The 16280-nt window shown below is 67.6% G+C and carries 13 protein-coding genes; 6 read left to right on the plus strand and 7 right to left on the minus strand.

The window, feature by feature from the left end:
- Positions 1-93: 93 nt before the first annotated feature.
- The 6 genes from ACYVKQ_RS12115 to ACYVKQ_RS12140 all read right to left on the minus strand — a co-directional run bounded on the left by ACYVKQ_RS12115 (position 94) and on the right by ACYVKQ_RS12140 (position 7059).
- A complete protein-coding gene (locus tag ACYVKQ_RS12115) occupies positions 94-510 on the minus strand; it encodes an OsmC family protein (RefSeq protein WP_460675598.1) in 417 nt (138 codons plus the stop codon).
- A 189-nt stretch (positions 511-699) separates the two neighbouring features.
- Positions 700-3129, minus strand: a complete 2430-nt coding sequence (locus ACYVKQ_RS12120; protein WP_460675599.1) for an alpha/beta hydrolase family protein — start codon at positions 3127-3129, stop codon at positions 700-702.
- 229 nt (positions 3130-3358) lie between these two features.
- Positions 3359-4036: a hypothetical protein gene (locus tag ACYVKQ_RS12125; protein ID WP_460675600.1), complete on the minus strand. Its 678-nt coding sequence runs from the start codon at positions 4034-4036 to the stop codon at positions 3359-3361.
- The gene (locus tag ACYVKQ_RS12130; protein WP_460675601.1) at positions 4036-4800 is read right to left on the minus strand and encodes an LVIVD repeat-containing protein; all 765 of its coding nucleotides are present in this window, start codon (positions 4798-4800) and stop codon (positions 4036-4038) included. Before ACYVKQ_RS12130 ends, ACYVKQ_RS12125 begins: the two co-directional genes overlap by 1 nt.
- Positions 4801-4807: 7 nt before the next feature.
- Positions 4808-5323 carry a hypothetical protein gene (locus tag ACYVKQ_RS12135; protein WP_460675602.1) on the minus strand — a complete coding sequence of 172 codons (516 nt, stop codon included), beginning with the start codon at positions 5321-5323 and terminating at the stop codon, positions 4808-4810.
- 413 nt (positions 5324-5736) lie between these two features.
- A complete protein-coding gene (locus tag ACYVKQ_RS12140; RefSeq protein ID WP_460675603.1) occupies positions 5737-7059 on the minus strand; it encodes a serine hydrolase in 1323 nt (440 codons plus the stop codon).
- A gap of 190 nt (positions 7060-7249) precedes the next feature.
- On the opposite strand from ACYVKQ_RS12140, the gene ACYVKQ_RS12145 reads away from it, so the two are divergent.
- The 4 genes from ACYVKQ_RS12145 to ACYVKQ_RS12160 all read left to right on the plus strand — a co-directional run bounded on the left by ACYVKQ_RS12145 (position 7250) and on the right by ACYVKQ_RS12160 (position 10498).
- The gene (locus ACYVKQ_RS12145) at positions 7250-7699 is read left to right on the plus strand and encodes a MarR family winged helix-turn-helix transcriptional regulator (protein ID WP_460675604.1); all 450 of its coding nucleotides are present in this window, start codon (positions 7250-7252) and stop codon (positions 7697-7699) included.
- 31 nt (positions 7700-7730) lie between these two features.
- Positions 7731-8180 (plus strand): organic hydroperoxide resistance protein, encoded by a 450-nt coding sequence (locus tag ACYVKQ_RS12150; RefSeq protein WP_460675605.1) that lies wholly within the window; start codon positions 7731-7733, stop codon positions 8178-8180.
- An 89-nt stretch (positions 8181-8269) separates the two neighbouring features.
- A complete protein-coding gene (locus ACYVKQ_RS12155) occupies positions 8270-9274 on the plus strand; it encodes an NADP-dependent oxidoreductase (RefSeq protein ID WP_460675606.1) in 1005 nt (334 codons plus the stop codon).
- 63 nt (positions 9275-9337) lie between these two features.
- Complete coding sequence (locus ACYVKQ_RS12160) at positions 9338-10498, plus strand: iron-containing alcohol dehydrogenase (RefSeq protein WP_460675607.1); 1161 nt, start codon at positions 9338-9340, stop codon at positions 10496-10498.
- A gap of 61 nt (positions 10499-10559) precedes the next feature.
- On the opposite strand, the gene ACYVKQ_RS12165 is transcribed toward ACYVKQ_RS12160, so the two are convergent.
- On the minus strand, positions 10560-11081 hold the full coding sequence (locus ACYVKQ_RS12165; RefSeq protein WP_460675608.1) for a hypothetical protein: 522 nt from the start codon (positions 11079-11081) through the stop codon (positions 10560-10562).
- A gap of 142 nt (positions 11082-11223) precedes the next feature.
- On the opposite strand from ACYVKQ_RS12165, the gene ACYVKQ_RS12170 reads away from it, so the two are divergent.
- Positions 11224-11634, plus strand: coding sequence for a hypothetical protein (locus tag ACYVKQ_RS12170; RefSeq protein ID WP_460675609.1), 411 nt, complete (start codon positions 11224-11226; stop codon positions 11632-11634).
- Between the two features lie 131 nt (positions 11635-11765).
- Positions 11766-16241: a CusA/CzcA family heavy metal efflux RND transporter gene (locus tag ACYVKQ_RS12175; RefSeq protein WP_460675610.1), complete on the plus strand. Its 4476-nt coding sequence runs from the start codon at positions 11766-11768 to the stop codon at positions 16239-16241.
- Positions 16242-16280 lie beyond the last annotated feature (39 nt).

Here is a 16280-nt window from a genome sequence, read left to right on the forward strand (position 1 = left end):
CTCCCACCCGCCGAGGCAGAGGTAACGGGGCAAGTGCCGCGGCCTGCACCCCTGCACCGCGAGCAGCGGATGCCGGATGTAACGGGCCCGGCCTTACCCAGGGCTTCCCTGTTCGGCCAGTGTCGTGGCAACGGTTATTCCCGCCGCCAGGGCCTTGTGCACCGGGCAGGCGTTGGCCACGTGCAGCAGGCGCTGGCGCTGCTCAGGCGTCAGCGCGCCCGTGAGGTGCAGCTCCCGCTGCAGGTGGCGCACCACGTGGTCGGCGGATTGCTCGTAGCTCACCACGGCCCGCACTTCCTGCAGCGGCCAGGCCTTGCGCGTGGCGTACATGCGCACCGTGATGCAGGTGCAGGCCGTGAGGGCGGCGGCCAGCAGCTCGCCCGGGCTGGGGCCCATGTTTTCGCCGCCCTCGGCCAGCGGCTCGTCGGCCAGCAGGGCGTGGCCGCTGGCGGTGGTCAGGTCGGTCACGTAGCGGTCGGGGGCGGCCAGGTGGCCGGTGATGCTGGGCATGGCAGAAGGCGCAGGAAGGTATAGGTAAGCAGAACGGCGGCAGTTGCTTCAGGTTTACGGATTTGCACAGCTCGCCGCTCGGCCCGCCCGAATGCGGGCGTATTTCACCTGTTGCGGCCCAGCTCGCCGCAAGGGCACAAAAAAGCCCTGCATTGACCAATGCAGGGCTTTTCGTAGAGGCAGCTGAAGTTAGTTGGCCGCCGCGGCGGCCGGGGCCTTCACGTACTTGTCGAGCCAGGCGTTCATCTCCCACAGCATGTGCAGGATGTTCTCGCGGGCCGCATAGCCGTGCGACTCGGAGGGCAGCACCACGTAGCGGGCGGTGGCGCCGTTGCCTTTCAGGGCGTTGTAGAACCGCTCGCTCTGGATGGGGAACGTGCCGGAGTTGTTGTCCAGCTCGCCGTGAATTAGCAGAATCGGCGTCTTGATCTTGTCGGCGTAGTTGAAAGGCGACATGGCGTTGTACACCTCCGGCGCCTGCCAGTAGTTGCGCTCCTCGCCCTGGAAGCCGAAGGGCGTCAGGGTGCGGTTGTAGGCGCCGCTGCGCGCAATGCCGGCCTTGAACAGGTTGGAGTGCGCCAGCAGGTTGGCCGTCATGAAGGCCCCGTAGGAGTGGCCCATCACGGCCACGCGGTTCGGGTCCACCACGCCCAGGCGCTTGCCCTCGTCGATGGCGGCCTTGGCGCTGCTCACCAGCTGCTCGGTGTAGGTGTCGTTGGGCTCCTTGGTGCCCTCCCCCACAATCGGAATGCTGGCGCCCTGCAGCACGGCGTAACCCTGCGTGACCCAGAAGATGGGCGAGCCGTAGCCCACCCGGGTAAAGGCGTAAGGCGAGCCCGACACCTGGCCGGCGTTGCTCTTATCCTTGAACTCCACCGGGTAAGCCTCCATCAGCGTCGGCAGCGGGCCGTCGGTCGGCTTGTAGTTGAGCGGCAGGTACAGGTTGGCGGTGAGGGCTACGCCGTCGGCGCGCTTGTAGTGCAGCACCTGCTTCTTGAAGGAGCCACCCACAGCCGCGTACGGGTTCGGAAACTTGGTAATGGCCGTCAGCTTGCCGCTCCGGTCGCGCACGTAGTAGTTCGGGTTCTGGTCGGCCGACTCGCGGCGGGTGAGCAGGCGGCGCTTGTCCTCGTCGAGGATGGCCAGTGGCACCTCGTAGTAGGGGGCCTCCGAGCGCCACCAGCGGGTGGCTTTCTTCGTGGCCAGGTCCAGCTCGTCCACGAAGGGCCGGTCGCCTTCGGCCGAGGCCCCCTGCCCAAGAAAGTAGAGGGTCTTGCCCTGCACGTCGGTCAGCAGCACCTGCTTGCCCTGCGCGTTGCGGTGCAGGTAGGGCGTGCCCGGGTCGGTGTACTTGTCCTGGGAAGAGCGCTCAAACAGCACCGCCAGCGACGGCAGCGCGCCCGGCGTCACGCGCCAGGTAATTTCCTTGCGGTCGGCCCAGCGCGAGCCGTACACCAGCGCCACGGAGTTGTTGCCCCAGCTAATGCCGTCGTAGCGCAACGGCAGGGCCGCAAATTCCTCGGTGTTGCCGGTAAAAGGCGCCGGCAGGGTGAATACTTTGTCGCGGATGGCGGCTTCGGTTTTCGGGTCGCCGCCGTCCTGGGCTTCGGCCCAGTACAGCGTGGCCGGGGCATCGGCGCGCCAGCCGTGGCCGCGCTGCCCGGTGGGCACCGCGTCGAAGGCCGTGGGCACGGCATCGGCCAGGGGCAGGTCGGCCAGGGTTTTCACCGGGTCGCCGGTCTGCACGTCGTACACCTCCACCTTCAGCGGGAAGCTGCTCACCGGCAGGGTGTAGGAGAAGGGGCGGTGGCGCGTCTTCACCAGCAGGTAACGGCCGTTGGGGGAGGGCACCGCCGATTGGATGATGCCCGGCTGGCTGATGGGCTGCAGCTTGCCGTCGAGCGTGACCCTCACCATCTGCGAGGTGGCGTAGTAGTCGAACAGCTTTTCGTCGGTGGGGTTGCGCAGCAAATCCTGGTAGGTGCGGGCGCCGGCCTTGCGGCCTACGCTTTCCTGCACCACCGGGCCCGTGGGAGCCGCCGTGGTGCTGGGGGCGCCACCGCGCCCGGCCACCAGGGCCCGCACGATGAGCGTCTGGTTGTCGGACAGCCATTCGAAAGGCGTACCGAACACCGCGTTCAGCGACACGCCGGCGATGCGGCGGGCGGTAAAGGTGTTGATGTCGACCACCCACAGTTCGGTGCGGCCTTCGCCGGCGTTGGTGGCGATGGTCAGCGCCAGCTTGCTGTTGTCCGGCGACCACACCACGTCGCTGATCAGGGCGGGCTGGGGCAGGTTCAGCACGGCCATGTCTTTGCCGTCTTCGAGGCGGCGCAGCATCAGACCGGTGGCGTAGCTCTGGCGGCTCGGGGCGTTCAGGCGCGGGTTGATGCGCAGGCCGGCCAGGCGCAACTCGGGCTGGGAAAGCTCGGCCACGGTGGGCATGGCCTGCACCGCCAGCAGGGCCAGCCACTTGCCATCCGACGAGAGGCTGATGCGCGGCGTGAGCGGGGCATCCACTAAATCGGCAATGGCTTTAGGAGGCGTTTGGTAGCTGACGTCCTGGGCCTGGGCTACTGCGGCCAGGCTAAGCAGCCCCGCGAGTAAAAAGTGTTTCATGCAATGAAAATAGGCTGGCTATACTGAGCAGCACCACAAAGATACTAATCTAAATGCCACCAATACCAGCGAGTTAATGGTTGATTACCGCTAAAATATTGTCGGCCGCTAGCAGCCGGGGCGGAATACGGCCCTTGGGAAGCGCTTGGTTGTCAGGTGCGAAGCTGGTTCGGGGGTTATAGAAATCAGCTGTTCTTGAATAGGATATTGCAAGTGCCCGTCGCGCGGGCTACAACTTTACGCCTAGCTTAAATCCAACCGGAAAGTAAACGCCGCGGGCGCCGTAATCAAGCGCGGAGGCGCGGTAGCGGCTGGTGGCAAAAGCCGAAGTAGAGCGCGCCGTCCGCCAGCCCACGCCGGCGTAAAAATCCAGGAATAGGGGGCCTAGCTCCAGCGGACCCTGGTAGCCGGCCACCGCCGCCGCGCCGTAGCGGCGGATGGTTTCGGTGTAGGGCTGCGGCTCGTACACGTAGATTTTCAGTCCATCGCCGGTGAGCTGCTCCTGCCAGCCGTACTCCTGAAAATCCAGCTTGAAACGCTGCAGGTGCGGCCCGAAGCCCACGTAAAAGCCGCTCAGCAGATCCGGATCAGAGCCGGGGAAGTACAGGCGCGGCAGCAGTTCGGCCCCGTAGCCGCGCACCCGCTCGCCGGCCTGCACCGGGCGCTTGGCGCTCAGCTCCGTCACGTGGCCCTGGTACCACTGCAGCGTGAGGCCCAGGCTGAGCCGCGGGTACGCGCGCCAGGGTGTTTCCACTTCCAGGTGGTAGCCCCGCACCAGCGGCTGCAGCACATTGGTTTTCAGCACCAGCGCGCCGGGCCGCGTCGTCGGCAGCTGCTGGGCCCTGGCCGGCGCCATGAGCAGTAGGCCGGCACTCAATACCGCGCCGCCGGAAGTGAGCGTCCGCATCAGGGCCGGGGCGTGATAGGCAGCACGCTCAGCAGGCTGAGGTTGCCGGCGCGGTAGCGGTACTGGTACAGCCCCGCGCTGCCGATGACCAGCAAGTGCCCCTGGTAAGGAATCACGTCGTAGGCTTGGATGGCAAATGCGTCGCGCTGGCTGAGCGTGGGCGCTTGGCTGGTATCAAACACCTTCAGCCCGTCGTCGCACACGAACAGCGTGGAAGAGTCCACGCCCAGGCCGTAGGGCTGGCGCATGGGATAAGCCTGCGCCAGCCGCGGGTGGGTCGGGTCGAGCAGGTCCACCACCTGCAGCTGGTTGAGCCCGCCGCCGCAGGCACGGCCCTGCCGCAGCGTTAGGTAGGCCCAGCGGCCGTCCACCACCACCGGGTCGCAGCTGACGGCGTGCTGGTAATAGCCGATCTGCCGGGGCTGCTGGGGAACAGACGCATCGAAGATGTACATGCCGCTTTGCGTGCCCACGAACAGGTAGTGGCCGTTCGGGTAAATGGTTTCGATGCCCACACCCAGTGGCGAGGTGGTCACCAGCGTGGGCGTGCTGGCGCTGGTTCCGGCCGTGCCGCCGAGGTTGAACACCCGCAGGCTTTGCGCGTCGACGGTGTAGAGCGTGCTGCCCAAGATGGCGAAGCGCGCCATGGAGCCGGCCTGGCCCACGTCCGCCGCCTTCGGGCTGACGTCGGCACTGGTGCAGCCGGCCAGCAGCAGGAGCAGAGCGGCCCAGCGGCCAGGGGAGAAGAAGATGCGAAACGGCATGGCCAGGCTAGTTTACTTTTTGCCAACCGACCACGATGGCATCGGCCGGGCGGTTTTCGGGGCGGTAGCCGGGTTCGATGCTGGCGGCTTCCGGCGGGGCCAGCTCCGGGAAGGCGTTGCGCACGCGGCCAACCACGCGGATGCTGGCCGGGTTGGTCAGGTCGATGGTGACCAGGTCCACCGCGTTATCGGCGTACAGCAGGTTGCCGCGTACGGCCAGGTCGATGCTGCCCGGGATGCGCAGGAAGCTCACCGGCCGGGGCCGGGTCGGGTCTTGGTTGTCGATGATGTGCAGGCCCTCATACCGCTCGTTGATGAACACAAACGTGCCTTTGCGGTAGATTTTGCCGGGGTTGTGCAGCTCGCGCGGGGGCACCACGGCCACGGCCTGCTCCAGCGTGGCACGGGCCATGAGCAGCGGGCGGTAGGTGGGCAGCGTGGCTGGCTCGTCCACCTCCACGTAGCAGCCCGCCAGGGGCAGACCCAGCCCCAGCCCGGCCAGCAAAAGGTATAGTTTGGGCATACGAAGCGTGCGTTAACCAAGTCGCCCGCGAGCAGCTGATGACGACTGCGGGCGTTGGCAGGAGCTTCGCAGCTGAACAAACGTTGCATGCGCGCCCCAATGCCGGCAAAATTAGCGGCGGCGGCTGCTTGCTCGGGCGGTATTTGCTTTAAAGTGGGAGCTCCGGCAAACAAAAAAGCCCCCCCGTACCGGCGGAGGGGCTTACTCTTGCATCAAAATAGGCCACGAACTGGGTAAAAAACCGGATTCCTTGCGGCGGCAAGTAAGGCGGGGAGGCGGAGCTAGTGATTGTAGATGTGAGCGGACAAATAGCGTCTTGCTGTTAGCAAAGTAACGGCACCGCCGGGGCCGCTACAATCCGTGCGGGCACGGGTTTTCGACATGGGGCTAGCACGGATACACCCGGCAGTAGCTCAATGCAGTACGCGCCGCGTGGCAATGATTAACCCTTGTGCGTTAATGACTTGCAAGGTATAGGCGCCAGCGCGCAAGTCGGCCAGTGGAAGCGGGGTTTCCGGTGCCTGCCCTGGGGTTTCCCGCACCACCCGGCCCAGCGCATCGGTCAGCCGCAGCCGTACCGGGCCGAGCTCGGCGGGTAGCCGTACGCGCAGCCACTCCTCGGCCGGCACAGGATACACGGCCACGCGCCGGGCTGCCGCGGCGATGGAAATGCCCATCGGGCGGCACTGCACGGCTGCCATCAGCCGGCGCCACAGCTCCGTGTCGAAGGAGGAGAGGGCTATGCGGGGTTGCCCGGCCGACTGACCCAGGCGCACCACCACCAGGCCCAGGCTCGGCACCACGTAGATTTTCTGGTCGTTTTTGCCCAGAGCAGCTATCAGGTCGGGCGGCGCGGTGGGCACCAGCGGGCCCGCCAGCGGCAGCTGCGAGCCAGGAAGCAGGTAGCGGCTTTGGCCGTTGAGCCACCAGAGGTAGCCGTAGCTTGGGTTCAGCGCCTGCGAAGGCGTGGTCATCTGCCGGAAGTAGGCCGTGTCGCGCAGCAGGGCGGTGCCGTTCCAGCTGCCGCGGGCCAGCATCAGCAGCCCAAAGCGGGCCGCGTCGCGGGTGCGGCTGTAGTACACCTCGCTAAGCCAGAAGCCGCTCATGCCGATGGGCGCGGCCAGCTTCTGGTTGGTGTACTGGTTGATGGTCAGGCCACTGGCTCGGGCCAGCAAGGGCATCAGCTGGCGGTAGGGGCCGGTGTGGTACGCCCAGCGGGTGCCGGCATCGGCGCGGTAGAGCAGGCAGGCGGGCTGGGTGCTTTCGTTGTCGCAGGGCGCGGGCGGGCTATCATCGAGGCCGGAGGTCATGGTGAGCTGGTGGCGCACCGTGATGAGCCGCTCCTTGGCCGCCGGCGCCGCCGTCCAGCCCCGGCCGAGGAAGCGCGAAGTGGAGTCGGAGAGGCTCAGCAGCCCATCCTGCCGGGCCATGCCGACGAGCGTAGCGGTAAGCGTCTTGCCGGCCGAGGCCCAGTACCAGATGGAGTCGCGGGTAAACGAGCCGTAGTACTGTTCCACCACCATCCGGCCGTCCTTGAGCACGATGAAGCCCTTGGTGTGCTGGCGGCCGAGGTAGCTCAGCAGGCTGTCGAGCTGCGGCTGGCACCAGCCCAGGCTTTGGGGCGTGGCGCTGGCCCAGGCCGTGCCCGTGGTCGGTGGGAAATACAGCGGCGTTTGGGCCCGCAGCGGCGCGGCCAGCAGAAACAGCAGCGCACAGCAGAGTAGATAACGGTTCATAGCAGTGGGAAAAGTAGTCCTTGGAGCTCAGGCCCCGGCAAAGGTTTAGTGAATATGTATGGGTTGCTATGTACTAGTCGCTGATCAAAAGTTTCCGACTGGTTATCAGTAGATTATTATGGTTGTTAAAAATTAAATTGTGCACAACCAAACAAAGCTATGCCCCAACCGCTTCTATAGCCTGAACGCCATGAACAAGCCCGCCTCGCCGACGCCCGATCCGCTGCTGCAGCTCGAAAACCAGCTGTGTTTTCCGCTCTACGCCGTGTCGCGGCAGTTTACCAAAGCCTACCAGCCCTACCTGCAGGAACTGGGCCTGACGTACCCGCAGTACCTGGTGCTGCTGCTGCTGTGGGAGCACGGCGAGCTGACCGTCAAGCAACTCGGCGAGCGGCTGCTGCTCGACTCGGGCACGCTCACGCCGCTGCTCAAGCGCATGGAGCAGAAGCAGTGGCTCAGCCGCCGCCGCGCCGCCCAGGACGAGCGTTCCGTCGTTATCGGGCTGCTGCCCGCCGGCGAGGCCCTCCAGGCCGGCGCGCACTGCATCCCCGAAAAGCTATTCGAGAAGCTGCAGCTTACGGCCCCGGAGTTCGAGGCACTGCGCACCCAACTCAACCGCATTCTAACCCTACTTTCCTAACAACGGGAAAGCTTCATTTCTCTTCTCCGCGATGAAAATCGAGAAAGTGTACACGGCGCAAGCCCACGTAAAAGGCGGCCGCAACGGCCAGGTAACCACCCAGGACAACGCGCTGACGCTGGAGCTGAGCACGCCCAAGGCCATGGGCGGCATGGGCAAAGCCGGCGCCACCAACCCCGAGCAGCTGTTTGCGGCCGGCTACGCCGCCTGCTTCGAGGGGGCGCTGGGCGTGGCCGCCCGGCAGGCCAACGTGAAGCTGCAGGACGTGACCATTGAAAGCTTCGTTCACTTCGGCAAGGCCGAGGACGGCGGTTTCGGCATCGCGGCCGACTTGCACGTGAACCTGCCCGGCGTGGAGCAGCAGCAGGCCGACGAGCTGGTGGCTGCCGCGCACCAGATCTGCCCGTACTCGCGCGCTACCCGCGGCAACATCGAGGTGAACCTCGTGGCCACGACCAACGCCGCCCAACCCGTCGCCTAAGGTGCGAGTTTAGACGGGGTGACGACCCGCCCGGCGGGTCGTCACCCCGTTGTTTTTAGCGTCCTCCACGCCGCATTTCCCTTTTTGCCATGACCAACCGAACCATCATTCTGGACCACCGCCCCCAGGGCGAGCCGGGCGCCGACGTTTTCCGCTTCGAAGAGGCGCCGGTGCCGCAGCCGGGCGAAGGCCAGGTGCTGCTGCGCACGCTGTACGTGTCCGTCGACCCTTACATGCGGGGCCGCATGAACGAGGGCAAATCGTACGTGCCGCCCTTTGAGGTGGGCCAGCCCATCAGCGGCGGCGTGGTGGCGCAGGTGGCCGAGAGCCGCAACGCGCAGCTGCCCGTGGGCACCGTGGTGGTGGGCAACCTGGCCTGGAGCGAGTACCAGGTAGCGGGCGGCAAGGGCCTGCAGCCGGTGCCGGCCGATCGGGCGCCGCTGAGTTACTACCTCGGGCTGCTGGGCATGACGGGCCTGACGGCCTACTTCGGCCTGCTCGACATCTGCCGGCCCCAGGCGGGCGAAACGGTGGTGGTATCCGGTGCGGCCGGGGCCGTGGGCATGGTGGTGGGCCAGCTGGCCAAAATCCAGGGCGCCCGCGTGGTGGGCACCGCCGGCTCGGCCGATAAGGTGGCCTACCTGAAGCAACTCGGTTTCGACGAAGCCATCAACTACAAAACGGCCGACGTGGCCGCCGCGCTGGCCCAGGCCTGCCCCAACGGCGTCGATTGCTACTTCGACAACGTGGGCGGCCCGGTGACCGATGCCGTGTACAACCTGCTCAACAAGCACGCGCGCATCGCCCTGTGCGGGCAGATTGCGCACTACAACGCCGCGCAGGAGCCCACCGGCCCGCGGCCCGAGCCCAAGCTGCTTAAGACCAGCGCCCTGCTCAAGGGCTTTATCGTGGGCGACTATTACCCGCGCTGGCCCGAGGGCACCCAGGCGCTGACGGAGTGGTACCAGCAGGGCCGGCTGCAGTTCGAGGAAACCGTCACGGAAGGCTTCGAGCAGATTCCGCAGGCGTTTCTGGGCCTGTTCCACGGCGAGAATACCGGCAAGGCCGTGGTGAAAGTGGCCGACGCGCAATAGCCCGGCAAACGGACCGGCGCCGGGCTTTTTCTGGCCGGCGCCGGAAACCCTTACATCTCCTTCATGAACAACTTTCAGTTTTATAACCCCGTCCGCATCCTCTTTGGCAAGGGCCAGATTCAGCAGCTCGGCAAGCAGGTGCCGGCGGGGGCTAAGGTGCTCCTGACCTACGGCGGGGGCAGCATCTTCCACAACGGCGTGTACGAGCAGGTGAAAGCCGCGCTGCAGGGCCACGAGGTGGTCGAATTCGGCGGCATCGAGCCCAACCCGCACTACGAAACCCTGATGCGGGCCGTGGCGCTGGCCCGGGCCGAGCGCATCGACTTCATCCTGTCGGTGGGCGGCGGCTCGGTGCTCGACGGCACCAAGTTCATTGCCGCCGCCATCGAGTACGCGGGCGACAACCCCTGGAACCTGCTGGCCAACAAAGCCACAGTGAAGGTGCAGCGCGCCGTGCCCTTCGGCGCTGTGCTGACACTGGCGGCTACGGGCTCGGAAATGAACTCCGGCGCGGTCATCACCCGCGAATCGACGCAGGAAAAGTACTCCTTCGGCAGCCCGCATACGTTCCCAAAATTCTCCATTCTCGACCCGGAAACCCTGTTTTCCTTGCCCGCGCGGCAGATTAGCAACGGCGTCGTCGACGCCTTCGTGCACGTGCTGGAGCAGTACCTGACCTACCCCGTCAACTCCCCGCTGCAGGACCGGCAGGCCGAGGCCGTGCTGCTCACGCTCATCGAGGAAGGCCCGAAGGTGCTGCAGAACCCGCGCGACTACGACGCCATGGCCAACTTCATGTGGGCCGCCACCAATGCGCTGAACGGCACGCTCTCGGCCGGCGTCGTCACGGACTGGGCCACGCACATGATCGGCCACGAGCTGACGGCCTTCCACGGCATCGACCACGCCCGCACGCTGGCCATCGTGCTGCCTTCGCTGCTGCGCCACCAGCAGGCGGGCAAGCTGCAGAAACTGGTGCAGTACGGGCAGCGCGTGTGGAACATCACGGCCGGCACCGACGAGGAGCGCGCCGAGGCCGCTATTCAGGCCACCGTGCGCTTCTTCGAGTCGCTGGACGTGAAAACGCGCCTGGCCGACTACGAGCTGGGCACCGATACCATCCGGCGCATCACGCAACGCTTCGCGGAGCGCGGCACCCGGCTGGGCGAGCGGGCCGACATCGGCCACGCGGAAGTGGAAAAAATCCTGACGCTCAGTTTGTGATGCAGTAAATCTGAACGGACTTGCGGCGGTCAGCACTTCGGGGCTGGCCGCCGCAAGTGTTTTAGCGCCGCAGCACCGTCGGCGGCGTATTTTCGCCGTCGGCTACCACGGGCGTACCGTTGAGGTTGAAGCGGCGGCGCACGTTCACCGGGCAGCACTCGGGCGTGCGGGCGGCCACCTGCAGATTGGTAATGCGGTAGCTACGGCCGGCGGCGGGCAGCAGCAGCTGGAAGTGGTAGCGCGGCAGCTCCTGCACGGTACGGCCCTCGGCGGGCAGCGCGGCCAGCAGCGACACGGCGCCACCCGCCAGGTAAAAGTCCTGCGGGCCGCGCGGCGGCTGCCAGGTCGTGTCGAGGGGCTGACGTAGGGCCGCATCGGCGTAGCGTACGAGGTAGGCCGAGCGCACCTCCCGGCGGCGGAAGCCCGCGTTGAGGCTGTCCAGGTCGAGGCGCAGCGGCACGTCGTAGGCGAAGCTGCTGCACTTTACGGTGGAGCAGTCGGGGGCTTCAAGGCCTTGGCAGCCGCCGAGTCCTACGGCCAGCAGGGCGCTCAGTCCGCGCCGCGAATAAGCAATGGTAAGCATAGCACACGGGGTTTACCGGAAGAGCCCGCTCCCCGGTCAGGGGTTGTCAGTCCGCCGCTGATTAATTGCTGCGCGGGCGGCAGCCCGAAAGCGCGGGGCGCGCGGGGTGTTGCCCGGCCAATGCCGTATCTTTGTCGCCGAGATGCTGAAGCAGTTGGTCATATTGCTGTTGAGCCTGCACCTGTTTGGGGTAAGCTTGCTGCCCGCCGCCGACGCGGTGGAGCTGGCCAAGCTGCCCGTGCTCATCAGCCACTACCAGCAGCAGCACCCCACCAACTCGGTGTGGCGCTTTCTGTACGACCACTACGCCGGCCGCCACAACCAGGAGCACCAGCGCGAGCATAAGGCCCTGCCACTGCATTGCTGCCAGCACCAGGCCCCGGTCATGGCCCTGCCGCCGGCGCTGCGCCTGGCGCTGCCGCCGCAGCCGCCGGTGTTTGCCGAAGCCCGGCAGTACCGCGGCGAGTACGTGGCGTCGGCCCCGCGCGGCATCTCGCGTCCCTGTTTTCAGCCCCCACGCCCCGCGGCTGCCCTCGTGGCAAGCCGGGCGTAGCTAACGGCCCGGCTTGGGCGGTGCGGTGCGTGCTTCCTGCGGGCGGCGCGGCGCGGCCCGTGGCTTTTTCGGTTGGCTTTTCCTGAAGGCTGCCGGCTTCCCGTGGGGGCGGCACGGCGGCGCGCGGATGCATGTTCAATAAGCTTATTGCCCTCAGCCTCCGGCACAAGCTGGGCGTGGGGGTAGGCGTGGCTGCCCTGCTGGTGTGGGGCCTGTACGCCCTGCGGCACCTGCCCATCGACGCGGTGCCCGACATTACCAACAACCAGGTCATCGTCTACACTGTGTCGCCCTCCCTGAGCGCGGCCGACGTGGAGCGGCTCGTCACCTTCCCGGTGGAGCAGAGCGTGGCCACCATTCCGGGCCGGCAAGACGTGCGCTCCTTCTCGCGCGCCGGGCTGTCGGTGGTCACCATCGTCTTCGCCGACGACATCGACAACTACTGGGCGCGCCAGCAGGTGGCCGAGCGCCTGCGCACGGCCGAGGCGCAGATTCCGCCCGGCTTGGGACAGCCCGAAATGGGGCCGCCCACCACCGGCCTGGGCGAAATCTACCAGTACACCATCCGCGTCAAGCCCGGCTTCAAGCAAAAGCACACGCTGGCCGAGCTGCGCACCCTGCAAGACTGGGTGGTGCGCCGGCAGCTGCTGGGCACGCCCGGCGTGGCCGACGTGTCCTCGTTCGGGGGCTACCTGCGCCAGTACGAGGTAGCCGTGGAGCCGGCCCGCCTGCGCAGCCAGGGCCTCACGGTGACCGACCTGCAGCTGGCCTTAAGCCGCAACAACGGCAACGCCGGCGGCGGCTACCTGGTGCGCGGCCCGCAGGCCTGGTTTATCCGCACCGAAGGGCTGGCGCAGTCGGCCGCCGACATCGGGCGGGCGGTGGTGCGCCCCGCCGCCCCCGGCCGCGGGCCCATCCTCATCCGCGACGTGGCCACGGTGCGCGCCGGGGCCGCGCCGCGCTTCGGGGCCATGACGCGCAACCACGCCGGCGAAACCGTGGGCGGGCTGGTGCTGATGCTGCGCGGGGCCAACTCCTCGGAAGTGGTGGAAGCGGTGAAAGCCAAGATGGCCGCTATCGAGAAAACGCTGCCCGCCGGCCTGGAAATCCGGCCCTTTCTTGACCGCACCAAGCTGGTGGACCAGGCCATTCACACCGTCGCCAAAAACCTGGCGGAGGGCGCACTCATCGTCGTGTTCGTGCTGGTGCTGTTTCTGGGCAACCTGCGCGCCGGCCTGGTGGTGGCCTCGGTGATTCCGCTGGCCATGCTCTTCGCCATCGGCCTGATGCACACGTTCGGCGTATCGGGCAACCTGATGAGCCTGGGGGCCATCGACTTCGGCCTCATCGTCGACGGGGCCGTCATCATCGTGGAGGCCACCATGCACCGGCTGGCCCTGCGCTTCAGCCCGGCGCACGGCGCGGGCGAAATTCCGCTGACCAACGACGACCCGACGGCCGCGGAAATGGACACGGAAGTGTACGACGCGGCCTCGCGCATTCAGCAGTCGGCCTCGTTCGGGCAGTTCATCATCTTGATGGTGTACCTGCCCATTCTGGCCCTCACCGGCATCGAGGGCAAGATGTTCCGGCCCATGGCCGAAACCGTGGCCTTTGCCATTCTGGGCGCCTTTATCCTGTCCCTGACCTACGTGCCGGTGATGTCGGCGCTGGTGCTGCGCAAGGGCGTGCACGGCGGCTGGTCCGACCGCGTGCTGGCCCGGCTGGCGCGGCGCTACCGCGGCCTGCTGACACGCGTGCTCGGCGCGCCGCGGCTGGTGCTGGCCGCCGCCGTGGCGCTGCTGGTGGGCGCGGCGCTGCTGCTGAGCACCCTCGGCGGCGAGTTCATCCCGACGCTGGAAGAGGGCGACTTCGCCGTGGAAACCCGCGTGCTGCCCGGCTCCTCGCTCGATTACACCATCAAGCAGGCTCAGCAGGCCTCGGACCTGCTCAAGGATAAATTCCCGGAGGTGAAGGAGGTGGTAGCCAAAATCGGCTCCTCCGAAATTCCCATCGACCCGATGCCCCTCGAAGCCTGCGACCTGATCGTGGTGCTCAAGGACCGCGCGGAGTGGACCTCCGCCTCCACCCGTGAAGACCTGGCCCAGCGCATGGCTCACGCGCTGCGGGTGCTGCCGGGCGTCACGTTCGGCTTCCAGCAGCCCATCCAGATGCGCTTCAACGAGCTTATCAGCGGGGCGCGGCAGGACGTGGTGGTGAAGATTTACGGCGAAGACCTCGACCAGCTGGCCGGCTACGCCCGCCGCGTGGGCGGCCTGGTGAAGCAGGTGCCCGGAGCTACCGACCTCTACGTGGAGCAGGCCACCGGCCTGGCCCAGGTGGTGGTGCGCCCCGACCGCGAGCGGCTGGCCCAGTACGGCCTGAGCGTGGACGACCTGAACCAGAGCATTGCCGCGGCCTTTGCCGGGGCGGGGGCGGGTCAGGTGTTCGAGGCCGACCGCCGCTTCGAGCTGGTGGTGCGCCTCGCCGATGAGTTTCGCCACGACATCCAGCAGGTGCGGGCCCTGAACATTCCGCTGCCCGACGGCCACGGGCAGGTGCCGCTGGAGCAGGTGGCGCGCGTGGCCTACGAGGTGGGCCCCAGCCAGATTCAGCGCGACAACGCCCAGCGCCGCATCACGGTGGGCTTCAACGTGCGCGGCCGCGACGTGGAGCGCGTGGTGGAGGAAGTGCAGGCCCTGGTGAGCCGCGAGGTGAAGTTGGGCCCGGGCTACACCGTCAACTACGGCGGGCAGTTCGAAAACCTGCGCCAGGCCAACGCCCGCCTCGGCGTGGCCGTGCCCGTGGCGCTGCTCATCATCTTCGGGCTGCTGTACCTCACGTTCGGCTCCCTGCGGCAGGCCGTGCTCATCTTCACGGCCATTCCGCTGGCGGCGGTGGGCGGGGTGCTGGCCCTGTGGCTGCGCGACTTGCCCTTCAGCATCTCGGCCGGCGTGGGCTTCATCGCGCTGTTTGGGGTGGCCGTGCTCAACGGCATCGTGCTCATCAGCTCCTTCAACCAGCTGCGCGACTTCGGCATCCGGGACGTGCGCGCGCGGGTGCTGCGCGGCACCGAGGAACGCCTGCGCCCGGTGCTGATGACGGCCACCGTGGCGTCATTGGGTTTCTTGCCGATGGCCCTGGCGGGCACGGCCGGCGCCGAAGTGCAGCGCCCCCTGGCCACGGTGGTCATCGGCGGGCTGCTCACGGCCACGCTGCTCACGCTGCTGGTGCTGCCAGTGCTCTATTACCTGAGCGAGTCGGAGGGCGGCTTCTGGCGCAACCTGCTCGGCCGCGCCCCCCGACCCGCCGCCGTAACTGCCGGCGCCGCCCTGCTGCTGACGCTGGGGCTGAACCCGGCGGCGGCCCAGACCGCCGCCTCGCCCGACCCGGCCACCACGCCCCTGACCGCCGCCGGCGCCGTGCAAACGGCCCTAGGCCGCAGCGGCGACGTGCAAGCCGCCACCTATCAGCTGTCGGCCCGCACGGCGGTGCGCGGGGCCTTATGGGAGCTGCCGCGCACCACCGTGCAGGCCGGCTACGGGCAGTTCAACTCGCCCTACCTCGACAACCAGTTTTCCATTGCGCAGCCGCTGCCCGCGCTGGGGCGCTACCGGGCCCTCACGGGGCTGGCCACGGCGCAGGTATCGGTGGCCGAAGCCGAGCTGAACCTGCGCCGCGCCGAGCTGCGCCGGCAGGTGCGCCTGGCCTACCAGCAGGCCGTGCACGCCCGGCACCGGCTGGTGCTGCTGCGCGCCCAGGACAGCCTGAGCCGCGAGTTCCGCCGCGCCGCCGACCTGCGCTTCCGCACCGGCGAAGCAGCCCGCATCGAGCCGGCCACGGCGCTGGTGCAGCAGGGCGAAACGCGCGTGGCCCAGGCCCGCACCCGCGCCGACTACCAGACGGCCCGCCGACAGCTGCAGGCCCTGCTGCAGCTGCCCGCCGCGCCCACGCCGGCCGACAGCCTGCTGTTGCCGCTGCCGCTGCCTCAGGAGCTGGCCACCCTGCTGGCCGACTCGCTGCCGCGCCTCGCGGATACCGCCACGGTGGCCGATGCCACGGCCCGCTTGCTGGCCCGGCAGGCCACCGAGCGCCGCGCCGAAACCCTGGTGGAGCAGCGCAGCCGCCGGCCGGAGCTGGGCCTGGCCTACCTGAACCAGTCTTTGCGCGGCAGCATTCAGTACCGCGGCGCCGAGCGCTTCTACGGCCCCGGCAACCGCTTTCAGGCCGCCCAGCTCAGCCTGAACGTACCGCTCTGGACGCGGCCCCACAAAGCCCGTGCGGAGGCGCTGCGCCTGCAGACGCTGGCGGCCGAGGCGGCCTACCAGCGCCGCGTGGCCGAAGTGGCAGCCACGCAGGCGGCGCTGCTGGAGCGGCTGCGTGAGCAGCAGGAGCGGCTGCAGTTCTACCAGCAAACCGGCCTGCCGCAGGCCGCGCTGATTTTGCGCCTGGCCGGCAAAGGCTGGCGGGCCGGCGAAATGCCCTTCGCTGAGTACCTGCTGCACGCCGAACGGGCCCAGCGCCTGCGCGTCGACTACCTCGACGCCGTGCTGGTTTACAACCAAACCGTGCTGGAGGTGGAATACCTGCTCGGCTATACCGATTGAAGTCCGCGCTAACTGCGCTGTAGCGCGCGCAAACAAATC

The organism is Hymenobacter coalescens (assembly GCF_054783195.1).

Bases quoted from the DNA above. Each gene is read 5' to 3' on its own strand.
- ACYVKQ_RS12115 (WP_460675598.1), bottom strand. From the start codon at position 510: ATGCCCAGCATCACCGGCCACCTGGCCGCCCCCGACCGCTACGTGACC.
- ACYVKQ_RS12120 (WP_460675599.1), bottom strand. From the start codon at position 3,129: ATGAAACACTTTTTACTCGCGGGGCTGCTTAGCCTGGCCGCAGTAGCC.
- ACYVKQ_RS12125 (WP_460675600.1), bottom strand. From the start codon at position 4,036: ATGCGGACGCTCACTTCCGGCGGCGCGGTATTGAGTGCCGGCCTACTG.
- ACYVKQ_RS12130 (WP_460675601.1), bottom strand. From the start codon at position 4,800: ATGCCGTTTCGCATCTTCTTCTCCCCTGGCCGCTGGGCCGCTCTGCTC.
- ACYVKQ_RS12135 (WP_460675602.1), bottom strand. From the start codon at position 5,323: ATGCCCAAACTATACCTTTTGCTGGCCGGGCTGGGGCTGGGTCTGCCC.
- ACYVKQ_RS12140 (WP_460675603.1), bottom strand. From the start codon at position 7,059: ATGAACCGTTATCTACTCTGCTGTGCGCTGCTGTTTCTGCTGGCCGCG.
- ACYVKQ_RS12145 (WP_460675604.1), top strand. From the start codon at position 7,250: ATGAACAAGCCCGCCTCGCCGACGCCCGATCCGCTGCTGCAGCTCGAA.
- ACYVKQ_RS12150 (WP_460675605.1), top strand. From the start codon at position 7,731: ATGAAAATCGAGAAAGTGTACACGGCGCAAGCCCACGTAAAAGGCGGC.
- ACYVKQ_RS12155 (WP_460675606.1), top strand. From the start codon at position 8,270: ATGACCAACCGAACCATCATTCTGGACCACCGCCCCCAGGGCGAGCCG.
- ACYVKQ_RS12160 (WP_460675607.1), top strand. From the start codon at position 9,338: ATGAACAACTTTCAGTTTTATAACCCCGTCCGCATCCTCTTTGGCAAG.
- ACYVKQ_RS12165 (WP_460675608.1), bottom strand. From the start codon at position 11,081: ATGCTTACCATTGCTTATTCGCGGCGCGGACTGAGCGCCCTGCTGGCC.
- ACYVKQ_RS12170 (WP_460675609.1), top strand. From the start codon at position 11,224: ATGCTGAAGCAGTTGGTCATATTGCTGTTGAGCCTGCACCTGTTTGGG.
- ACYVKQ_RS12175 (WP_460675610.1), top strand. From the start codon at position 11,766: ATGTTCAATAAGCTTATTGCCCTCAGCCTCCGGCACAAGCTGGGCGTG.